The sequence below is a fragment of the Planotetraspora kaengkrachanensis genome, from assembly GCF_016862895.1.
In the GTDB taxonomy this organism is placed as follows: domain Bacteria; phylum Actinomycetota; class Actinomycetes; order Streptosporangiales; family Streptosporangiaceae; genus Planotetraspora; species Planotetraspora kaengkrachanensis.
In genome coordinates this window covers 1-9,930 of the sequence record NZ_BONV01000070.1, presented here as the reverse complement: position 1 = coordinate 9,930, position 9,930 = coordinate 1, and the positions used below count along the sequence as shown (strand labels likewise).

General features: G+C 69.0%; 8 protein-coding genes and 1 pseudogene. 4 read left to right on the top strand and 5 right to left on the bottom strand.

What is annotated here, in order from left to right; all coding sequences use genetic code 11:
• Window positions 1–308: 308 nt before the first annotated feature.
• Window positions 309–896, top strand: a complete 588-nt coding sequence (locus tag Pka01_RS40290) for a chloramphenicol phosphotransferase CPT family protein (protein WP_203888295.1) — start codon at window positions 309–311, stop codon at window positions 894–896.
• A gap of 28 nt (window positions 897–924) precedes the next feature.
• On the opposite strand, the gene Pka01_RS40285 is transcribed toward Pka01_RS40290, so the two are convergent.
• Entirely contained in the window at window positions 925–1,521 is a 597-nt protein-coding gene (locus tag Pka01_RS40285; RefSeq protein ID WP_203888294.1) for a class I SAM-dependent methyltransferase, read from the bottom strand.
• Window positions 1,522–1,669: 148 nt separating this feature from the next.
• Window positions 1,670–2,590 carry an alpha/beta hydrolase gene (locus Pka01_RS40280; protein ID WP_203888293.1) on the bottom strand — a complete coding sequence of 307 codons (921 nt, stop codon included), beginning with the start codon at window positions 2,588–2,590 and terminating at the stop codon, window positions 1,670–1,672.
• A 175-nt stretch (window positions 2,591–2,765) separates the two neighbouring features.
• Between Pka01_RS40280 and Pka01_RS40275 the strand changes: the two genes are divergently transcribed.
• Window positions 2,766–3,659 (top strand): helix-turn-helix transcriptional regulator, encoded by an 894-nt coding sequence (locus tag Pka01_RS40275; protein ID WP_203888292.1) that lies wholly within the window; start codon window positions 2,766–2,768, stop codon window positions 3,657–3,659.
• Between the two features lie 145 nt (window positions 3,660–3,804).
• Here the strand turns inward: Pka01_RS40275 and Pka01_RS40270 are convergent, their stop codons facing one another.
• Complete coding sequence (locus tag Pka01_RS40270) at window positions 3,805–4,233, bottom strand: ester cyclase (RefSeq protein ID WP_239116294.1); 429 nt, start codon at window positions 4,231–4,233, stop codon at window positions 3,805–3,807.
• A gap of 309 nt (window positions 4,234–4,542) precedes the next feature.
• Between Pka01_RS40270 and Pka01_RS40265 the strand changes: the two genes are divergently transcribed.
• Both Pka01_RS40265 and Pka01_RS41090 read left to right on the top strand, forming a co-directional pair.
• Entirely contained in the window at window positions 4,543–5,430 is an 888-nt protein-coding gene (locus Pka01_RS40265; protein ID WP_203888290.1) for an NmrA family NAD(P)-binding protein, read from the top strand.
• A 78-nt stretch (window positions 5,431–5,508) separates the two neighbouring features.
• Window positions 5,509–5,988: a hypothetical protein gene (locus Pka01_RS41090; RefSeq protein WP_239116296.1), complete on the top strand. Its 480-nt coding sequence runs from the start codon at window positions 5,509–5,511 to the stop codon at window positions 5,986–5,988.
• 44 nt (window positions 5,989–6,032) lie between these two features.
• On the opposite strand, the pseudogene Pka01_RS41085 reads toward Pka01_RS41090, so the two are convergent.
• Both Pka01_RS41085 and Pka01_RS40255 read right to left on the bottom strand, forming a co-directional pair.
• Window positions 6,033–6,626 (bottom strand): annotated as a pseudogene (locus Pka01_RS41085) (maleylpyruvate isomerase family mycothiol-dependent enzyme); the annotation flags it as partial.
• A gap of 79 nt (window positions 6,627–6,705) precedes the next feature.
• A complete protein-coding gene (locus tag Pka01_RS40255; RefSeq protein ID WP_239116293.1) occupies window positions 6,706–9,846 on the bottom strand; it encodes an AfsR/SARP family transcriptional regulator in 3,141 nt (1,046 codons plus the stop codon).
• Window positions 9,847–9,930: the final 84 nt, after the last annotated feature.

Below are 9,930 nucleotides of genomic sequence, written 5' to 3'. Positions count from 1 at the left end.
AAAACGAGATGCGACGGGGACCGGCGGGTACGGCGGAGGCGTTGCGCGACGCTGCCAACAGATGTCCTTCCGAGGGCTCGCGGCGGAGTGACTACACGCCAGGCAACCTCGCAACGTGAGCGAGCGAAGCGGGTCGTCGGAAAAGGCGTGGAAACGCGAGCGTACTCGCTCAGGCTGAATTTGTCCACGCTAACGCAGACCATGTTTCCGGTCGCAGCTTCAGGATGACGTACGCGGTCACGCTTGTCAATTCCGACGCCGCCGGCGCGGCGTGATGGTGCGGTGCGCAGCAGGGGCATCCTTCGTGTGTGGAGCCTCATCCCCATCCCCGCGGTCCAGGCCGGGTCATCCTGCTCAACGGTGCTTCCAGTTCAGGCAAGTCGACGATGGCCAAAACGCTGCAACGCGCGCTCGCTGAGCCGTTCCTGCACGTGTCCTCAGATCAGTTCGTGTCCGCCGGCATGCTGCCGGAGCGGCGGGAGGACTCCGGGCCGTTCAACTGGTGGAACCAGATGCGCCCGCGCTTCTTCGCCGGATTCCACCGTTGCCTGCCCGCGCTGGCCGAGGCCGGCAACGATCTGATCGTCGAGCACGTCATCGAGTTCCCTGCGTGGCGCGACGAACTGGCCCGGTTGCTCGCACACCTGGACGTCTTCCTGATCGGGGTCCACTGCGACCTCGATGAACTGGATCGCCGTGAACACACTCGCGGCGATCGCCGAATCGGCGAGGGCCGCAGCCATGTCGAAGAGGACCTCATCCATACCTTCGGCCCCTACGACGTGGAGGTGGACACGACGGCGGGCGTATCCGCCGCGCTCGCCGCGTCCGTACTGAAGGCCTGGCACGAACGGACCGCGCCGCACGCCCTGCAACCGGGATCGTTCGCGAAATGACGCCGCTTCACCATTTGCCGGACAGGACCTATGCCGGTCGACGGAGCCGGTACCACTGCGGCGCCGTCCTGTTCAGCGGCCATCCCAGCCCGGCGGTGTCCGCGGACTCGACCGAGAGCATCTCCCACCCCTGGAATGCGGCCTCGACATCAGCCCTCGTCACGCCTCCCGCCAGGGAACGCATACTGGTCGGCTGGAAGGCGAGCATCAGGAGCGTGGCGCCCGGATTGGCGAGGGCGGACACACTCCGACCTTCGGCGAGCCGCTGCCCGGAACTCAGTCCCTGGAAGCAGCCGACGTCGAAGAAGAAGTCGAACGTGCCCAGGCCCGCCGGTGCGAGGTCCGTCACGTCGCCCACCACGAAGGTGACGCCGGAGACGCCCATGCGATTCGCCGCGTCGATCGCCTGCGGGATGTCGTCGACGCCCACGGCCTCCCACCCCCTCCTCGCGAGTTCGGGGGTGTACTGGCCGCGGCCGCAGCCGAGATCGATCGCCCGGCCGAGCGGGCGCGACCGCTCCGCCTCCTCACGGTCGAGCAAGGCCTCGATACTGGCGTGTGCCGCCTTTCCGTAGCGCTCCCACGGGGTGAACCCGAATCGGTAGGCGAGGGCGTACAACCTCATGGCCGACCTCCCGGCACAAGTCGAGCACGTCAGGCGTCATCGTCATCACAACACTGAACCCGGCCGCTGACCATCGCTCGCCGGCGTACGGCCTCCTGGGACTCCGGTCGAAGTCGGCTTTTCCAGGAGGCCGTCGTTTCACTCGGCTCTACTCGGCGTCGGCCAGATGGGTCCGGAAGAAGTCGGCCAGCCCCGCCACCGCAGGCGTGACGTAGGCGTCCTTGTCATAGAGATCGGTGTGCATCGCACCGTCGATCCAGAGCAGTTCCTTCGGGCCTGGGGCCTTCTGGAAGGCCTCCACGCTCATCCAGGAGGTCACCGCCTCACGGCCGGCGATCATGAGCAGTGGGCGCGGGGCCAGCAGGGCCAGTGCGCTGAAGGCGTCGAACGAGGCGATGTGGTCGATGCTGGTCCAGGTCATCGACGTGGCCGACCGCGGGTGGTGGGCCCGCGGGGTGCGGTAGTACTCCCAGCCTTCGTAAACGTGCGGGCCGCCGCGGCGGGCCTCCTCCTCCGTGTCCGGGAAGAGCGTGAAGGACTGGACACCTTCGCCGCGGGCCTCGGCCGTACGTGCTGCCGCGGCCGCCTCCAGCATGCCCTGGATCACGGCGGGGTCCTGAGTGCCGTCGGCGCCGACGCGGAACTGGCGGGCGATGTCGACCGCGCTCACGGTTCCGACGGCCCTGACCCGCTGATCGGTCGCGGCGGCGGCGAGGGCGTACCCTCCGGAGGCGCAGATGCCCAGCGCCCCGATGCGGCCGGGGTCGACCTCCTCGCGGGTCGTGAGGAAGGAGACCGCGGCCTTGAGATCCTCGACCCGGCGGCCCGGGTCCTCCAGACCGCGGGGTTCGCCCTCGCTCTCCCCCTGATGGGCGGCGTCGAACGCCAACGTGACGAAACCCCGCTCGGCCAGGCGCCGGGCGTACAGGCCGGCGGCCTGTTCCTTCACGCCGCTGCCCGGATGGCCGACGACGATCGCCGGACGCGCCCCGGCGGCGTCGCCGTCCGGGGTGTAGAGGTGGCCGGCGAGCTTCAGCCCGGCGCCGGGAAAGGAGACATCGGTTCTCACAGGTGCTCACTCCAATGAACGCGCAAAGGGACGGGCCCGAGACGGACCCGGTGACCGAGGAGGTCCATCGGCCACGCGTCCACCGTCGCGTCGCCGGGCATGGGGTGCCAGGGAGGGACCTGCGTATGCAAACCGGTACCAGGCACATGGGCTGACCTGCGCGGACAATGGACCCATGGGACATGTCGGCACTGCTTCCGGCGGCAACGAGCTGGGGGAATTCCTCCGCTCTCGCCGTGCCGCCCTCGATCCGCACCGGGCCGGACTGCCGGACGACGGCCGGCTCCGCCGCGTGCCGGGTTTACGCCGGGAGGAGCTCGCCCAGCTCGCGCACGTGAGCGTCGACTACGTCGTACGGCTCGAGCAGGGACGCACCCGCCGGGTCTCCCGCCCTGTCCTGGACGCGCTCGCCGACGGGCTTCAGCTCGCCCCGGACGAACGGGACTACCTGTTCGCCGTCGCCGACGTCGCACCGGCCGCTCCCCCACGGCGGCCTTCTCGGCCCGAGGTGGCCCCGCGGCTGCGGCAGTTGCTGGACACGATGCTCGACGTCCCCGCGATGGTCCTCAACCGCCGCATGGACGTGCTGGCCTGGAACCGGGGGGCCGTCGCCCTGCTGACCGATTTCGGCGCCCTGTCCCGGGCCGACCGCAACCTGATCCGGCTGACCTTCCTCGACGACGCCTTCCGCGCCCTGTACGCCGACTGGTCGCGCGCCGCGCGCGAGTGCGTCGCGGTGCTGCGCATGGAGGCCGGCCGCACTCCCCGCGACCCCGTGCTGAACGCGCTGATCGGAGAACTCAGCGTCAGCGACCCCGACTTCCGTACCTGGTGGGCCGCCTACCAGGTGAGAGGCCCGAGACAACTCACCAAGACCTACCGTCACCCCGTCGCAGGCGCCCTCACCCTCGACGTGCAGCAGTTCTCGGTCGACACCCATCCCGATCAGCAACTGATCGCCTACACCGCGGAGCCCGATTCGCCGTCCCATGAGGCGCTGCGCTTCCTCCTGCAGTGGTCCGCCGCCCACACGGGCCAGGCCGACCGCGATTCGCGATTTCTCACGTGATCGACTGCGAACCGGGCAGACGGCCGTGAGATTTCGGCTTCACGGAGGCGAACACGCCTGTCAGCGTCTCCCGAAGACCGCACGCGTTCTGCGGCCTCGAACGAAACGAGGATGGTCCTGTGATCACGGGAACGCCGCTGTCAGATCATCTCCTTCGACCCGGCGTCGCCTCCGGCTCAAGCTCCGTCAGGCCGAAGCCGAGCTGGCTGTACAACTCCAACTGATCGAAGTACTCACGATGCGTGCGCATCCTGCCGTCCTCGACGTGGGTGACGCATGTGGCGCGGACGGTGACACGGCGGCCCGTTCCTTCTATTTCCCGCCCGTCCGGCAGAAGGAAAGGTCCCGTATGGGTGCCGCAGAAGGTCCACTCCGTGACGGCCGGGTTGTCGGAGTCGTAGAGCTCGTCCCATGCCGTGACGTGGAGGTCGGGAAAACCCTTGAAGAAATGCTCATAGAACCAGGCGATCTGGTCGGGTCCCTCCGAGACACCCGACGGTGTCACGAGCACAGCGTCCCCGCTGTAGCAGGAGAGGATTCGCTGTATGTCGTGATCGTTGATCGCTTCGGTCATTCGATGCTTGAGCTCCCGAAAAGTGGACATGGGATGCCTTTACTCGATTGGACCCTTTTCCATTACTTTCAACCTAGCCAGAAGGGAGTCTCCCTCTGGTCCGAGCGGCGTCTGGGGTAGGCCAAAAGGCGTCGTACGGTCCCCCTGTTGGCCCAAGGCCGTGTGTCCTCAGGCCCATCCCCGTCCGGCGGCGGAGATCGTTTCTCCACGTCACGGCAGGGCTCGGGTGGCGTCTGCCCCCTCGATCGACGGCCGGACGGCGTAGCACAGAAGTACTCTGTGCGTCTGCCACGGAGGAGGTGCGGTCTCATGCCACGGACGGAAGTGCCTCCGGTGCTCGTCACCGGAGCGACCGGCCGCGTCGGGCGCGTCGTGGTCGACCTGCTGATGGACGCGGGCGTTCCGGTCCGCGCCGTCACGCATCGCTCCGAGGCGGCGGCGACCCTGCCGGCGGACGTCGAAGTCGTCACAGGCGACCTCACCGTGCCTGAATCGCTCGACGCGGGACTGCGCGGCGCCGGCGCCGTCTTCCTCGTCTGGACCGTCCCGCCTGCGACCGCTCCTGCGGTCGTCGAGCGTCTCGCGGTCTCCACACGGCGCGTCGTCTTTCTCTCATCGCCGCACCGAACCCCGCACCCCTTCTTCCGGCAGCCGAACCCGATGGCGGTGCTCCACGCCGACATCGAGCGGCTCATCGCGGCCGCCGGGCTCGAGACGACGGTCATCCGGCCGGGGATGTTCGCGTCAAACGCGATGTTCTGGTGGGCGACCGCGATCCGCGCCGACGGCGTCGTCCGCTGGCCGTACGGCGCCGCCGAGACGGCGCCCGTCGACGAGCGCGACGTGGCGGCTGTCGCGGCACTGGCCCTGTGTCAGGACGAACATGCGGGAGGCGACTATGTCCTCACGGGCCCCGAGTCACTGAGTCAGGCGGAGCAGGTGAGCATCATCGGCGACGTCGTGGGGCGCCGGATCGCATTCGAGGAGTTGTCGCCGGACGAGTTCCGACGCGAGACGGAGGGGAGCTGGCCGCGTCCGGTCGTGGACATGCTGCTCGCCGCGTGGGGCGCGACGATGGGAAGGCCTGCGTTCGTCACCTCCACGGTGCTCGACGTCCTCGGATCGGCGCCGCGGTCGTTTCGCCAGTTCGTCGCCGATCACGCCACCGTGTTCATTGATCCGACCCCATCGCGTTGACCAGCCGGACGTTGTCGTCGCCAGATGTCCCTGCGATGCTTCCGAGTAACCGGCTGAGGACACGGAAGGGGCTTGGGGATGGGAGACAGGCATCCGGCGCTCGCGCGACTCGACGTCCTCGCCGGCCTCTGGACGGTACGGCCGAAGGTTCCCGGCCTCGGCAGCGCATGGACGGAGTTCGCCTGGCAGGACGGCGGCGCGTTCCTGCGGCAGGTGTCCGACATCGATTCCATGCCCGACACGGCCCCACAGGCATGGCGGGAGAACGCCCCGTTCCCGACCATCGCTCTCATCGGGCTGGATGACGCAGGCGAGGAGTTCACGATGCTGTACGCCGACGCCCGCGGCGTACACCGGGTGTACCGGATGACGTTCGCCGACGGTGAGTGGCAGATGTGGCGGGACGCGCCCGGGTTCAACCAGCGCTTCAGCGGAAGGCTGAGCCCGGACGGCGACGTCATCGAGGGCCGATGGGAGATGTCGAGAGACGGCGTGACCTGGAACCTCGACTTCGAGCTCACGTACTCGCGAGCGCGAGACTCCCTCCAATCGGGCTGAGCACTGCGGCTTGCCCGCACCTGGGTGCCGACCGGTGCCGCCGTGTTGCGCAGTGTGTGGGGCAAGGCCCGCATGAAGGTGTCCAGAACCACGGACAGGGCGCGCGGCTCGGGGTCGGTGTCCTGGCCGGTCGCATGGCGAATCTGCTGGCGGTGGGTCCAGTACTCGGTGAACTCCCGGGCACCGTCCAACCACATCGGCGCGGGATCGATCCCGGCCCAGGAGACTCCCAGAGACGGCTCCTGCAGGTCGGCTTCCTGAAACCGGCGGACGACCTGAGGACCGGCCTGCTCCAAGTCCTCGATGAGCGCGCCGGGGCCGACGCCGATATGCAGGTCGACCCATTCCTGATTGCTGCGGTGGATGAATGCCTCCAGCGTCTCTCCAGGCTGGAAGACGCGCACGTGCCCGGCCCTGCTGAATTCGCGCCGGCCGAGCCTGCCGTAGTAGTCACCGAGGACATGAGCGGCGAGATCATGCACGGTCCAGCCGGGCACCGCCGGGTTGCCCCACTCAGCGGGCCGCAGGCCCCGCAGCACGTCGAGCAACGCCGCCGACTCCGGGCCGAACAGGGGTCGCGCGTCGATCGGACTGCCAAGCCACGAAAGGTCGACTATGCCTTCAAACCGGGCATTCATGGCCGAAGCCTGCCAGTCGGGTCCTCTGGTCTGCTATCGAATTCTCACGTGGCCGGCCACCCGTGGGCGCGCGAGACGTTCACGGAGCGAGCATGGTCTCGGCGAGCTCACGCCAATCCCGCCGCCGGCCGGCACTGGTCACCTCGGAGAACACGGTGTCACCGAGGTGATTCCGCGTATCCGCGGCGATCCTGGAAGCGTCCGGCTGCGATAGGTCCGGCGTACCGCGCACGGCGTCGCTTGCCGCGAGCAGTTCCACGGCCTGCTCGAACCGTCCCTGGCGCAGCGCGAGATCCGCTATCCCGATCAACACCTCGGCGATCGCCAGTGGATACGCGTGCTCCATCGCCGCACGGAACGCCTCGCTCCGATGCGCGCGGGCCTGGTCGAGATCCTCGGTGAGGTAGCCGTACAGGTCCATGACCTTGGCGCGGACCGAGTCGCCTACTCCCTCGTCGCCCAGCATCGCCCGCACCGTGGCCAGGTGCTGGTGCGCCATGTCCGGCTCGCCGCGCCAGCGCGCCAGCTGCGCCTTCGCAAGCTCCAGCTCGACAAGCGTGCCCGGCCAGGCGATTTCGCCCGCGTACCACTGCGCTTCGGCCATGGCGGACGTGCTGGATCGCTCATCGCCGAGCAGCCAGTACAGGTGAGCCTGCCGCGCCCGCAGGACTACCGCGTCCTCGGTCGCGCCTACCTCGGTCAGCGCCACGACCGCCTCTTCGTAGTGCTCACACGCGCGTGCGAACTCGCCGCGCATGGCGAGCCGATCGGCCACGAAGGTCAACGCCAACGAGATCCCCCACCGGTCACCCAGCGTGCGGAACTCGGCGAGGGCGATCTCGGCGTCGACGTCCACATCGGTCTCGTCGGCGCCGTGCGTGAGCCGCAGTCGGCCCCGAGTGAGCCTGGCCTGCGCGCGCACCCATGGATCGTCGCCGACGATGAGCGGCTCGAACGCGGACAGGAACTCCGTCGGCTCCTGCAGCATCCGCTCCAGCGGCGCGACGAACCCGAGCAGCGGGTTGCGATACCCACTGCGCTGGATGAACCGGTGCGCCTCGTGGATCCACTCCTGTGCCCGATACTGATCGCTGCCGGGCCCGGAGGTCACGAATATCGTCACGATGGTGTACGTCATCGCGCGCACCTCATCGGACGCCTCACCGTGCAGCGAGGCCGCCGCGATGCTCAACTCGGTGCCCTCGGTCCTGTGCCCGCTGAGGTACCAGTACCAGCCCACGGTCGCGACCAGCCGCATCGCCTCCTGGGCCCATCCATCGGCGATCGCCCCGCGCAGGGCCGTACTGATGTTGTCGTGCTCGGCCTCGAGCGTGGACAGCCACTCCAGCTGCTCGGCCCGGCGCAGGTGCGGATCGGCCGTCTCGGCCAGCTCGGTGAAGTAGGCGAGGTGCGCCCGGCGCGCCGCCTCGGTCTCCCCCGCTTCGTCGAGCCGGTGCGCCGCGTACTCCCTGATCGTCTCCAGCATCCGGTAGCGCGGCGTGCCCTCGCCGGCGGCGAGCAGCAGCGACTTCTCGATCAACGTGGTCAGCAGGTCGAGTACCTGCTCCCCGGCGAACGCCTCATCCCCGCACACCCGTTCGGCCGCTTCCAGGCTCGCCCCGCCGGAGAACACCGAGAGCCGCCGCAGCACGCCACGTTCGGCCTCGGACAACAGATCCCAGCTCCAGTCCACGACCGCGCGCAGCGTCCTGTGCCGGGGCAGTGCCGTACGGCTGCCGCCGGTCAACAGACGGAATCGGTCGTCGAGCCGATGTGCCAGCTGATCGATGGACATGGTGCGCAACCGTGCCGCGGCCAGTTCGATCGCCAGCGGCACCCCGTCGAGCGCCCGGCAGATCCGCGCCATGGCCGACAAGGTGTGCGCATCGGAGCCGATGTCCTTACGCACCAGATCCGCGCGGTCCCGCAGCAGCCGCACCGCGGGCGAGGACCCGATCTCGGCGGGGTCCCCCTGCGCGGGCAGCGCGAGTGGCTCGACCTGCCACAGCACCTCCCCAGTGATACCGAGCGGTTCCCTGCTCGTGGCCAGAATCCGCAGCCTCCGGCACTCCCCCAGCAGCCGATCCGCGAAAGCCGCGGCCGCCTCGATCACGTGCTCGCAGTTGTCCAGGATCAGCAGGATCGCGCGCTCCCGCACCGCTGCGATGAGCCGATCCATCGGTTCCCCGCCCCGCGCACCACCGAGCAGTGCCTGGTCACGCAGGCCGATCGCGGTAAGGGCGGCCTGCGCCAGGTCACCGCCTGCCTGCACCGAGGCCAACTCGACCAGCCATGCCCCATCCGGCAGTTCGGCGAGCATCGTCCGCGCGGTCTCGGTGGCCAGCCTCGTCTTGCCGGAGCCACCCGCCCCCGTCAAGGTGACCAGCCGGTGCTTGATGGCCAGACGGGCGACCGCGGAGCTGTCGTCCTGCCTTCCCACGAAACTCGTCAGCTCGGCGCGCAGGTTCGTCCTGCGGTTGTCCGCCCGCTCACCCAGCTCGCCACGCAGCAACGCGGTGTGCAGCGCGGAGAGCTCGGCCGACGGATCGGCGCCCAACTCCTCGGCGAGCCGCTCGCGCGTCCGCTGGTACACGGTCAACGCCTCAGTCCCGCGCCCCGCCTCGGCGAGCGCTCGCATCAGGGCCGCCACGAACCCCTCACGCAGCGGATACGTGGCGACCAGCTCGGTCAGCTCGGAGACCAACTCCGAGCCACGGCCGAGGCGGATGTCCGCATCCACCCGATCCCCGAGCGCGGCGACGTGGAGTTCGTCCAGCCGCGCGACCGCGCCGTCGAACACCTCGCTGTCCTGCAGCGCGATGTCCGCCATGGCCGTACCGCGCCACAGTGCCAAGGCCGAGCGCAGCAGATCCGCCCGCGCCGCGGGCTCGGCGGCACGGGCCTGACCGACCAGGTGCTCGAACCGGGACACGTCCACGGCATCAGCAGCCACGGCCAGCCGGTACCCGCCGGAATCCGCCTCGATCACACCGTCCGGCAACGCTCTGCGCAGCCTGGACACCAACGCCTGCAAGGCGTTCGCTTCGTCCGCGGGCGGCCGTTCTCCCCAAATCCAGTCCACCAGCCTCGCCCGGGTGACGATCCGGCCAGGTTCGAGGGCGAGCGCGGCGAGCAGTGCTCTTAACCGAATTCCAGGAACCTCGACCACGGCACCATCACGGTTACGGACCTCGAACGGCCCGAGCAATCCAACTCGCACATCAGCAATTGTGCCGAACCTTCGCGACAACCGACTACGCCGCCGGCGCTGTCGTCGAACCAAACCGAAACGCCCCGGCCGTGA

Excerpts from the sequence above, each read along its gene's own strand:
- Pka01_RS40285 (WP_203888294.1), bottom strand. The coding sequence starts at position 1,521 with ATGAGGTTGTACGCCCTCGCCTACCGATTCGGGTTCACCCCGTGGGAG.
- Pka01_RS40275 (WP_203888292.1), top strand. The coding sequence starts at position 2,766 with ATGGGACATGTCGGCACTGCTTCCGGCGGCAACGAGCTGGGGGAATTC.
- Pka01_RS40270 (WP_239116294.1), bottom strand. The coding sequence starts at position 4,233 with ATGACCGAAGCGATCAACGATCACGACATACAGCGAATCCTCTCCTGC.
- Pka01_RS40265 (WP_203888290.1), top strand. The coding sequence starts at position 4,543 with ATGCCACGGACGGAAGTGCCTCCGGTGCTCGTCACCGGAGCGACCGGC.
- Pka01_RS41090 (WP_239116296.1), top strand. The coding sequence starts at position 5,509 with ATGGGAGACAGGCATCCGGCGCTCGCGCGACTCGACGTCCTCGCCGGC.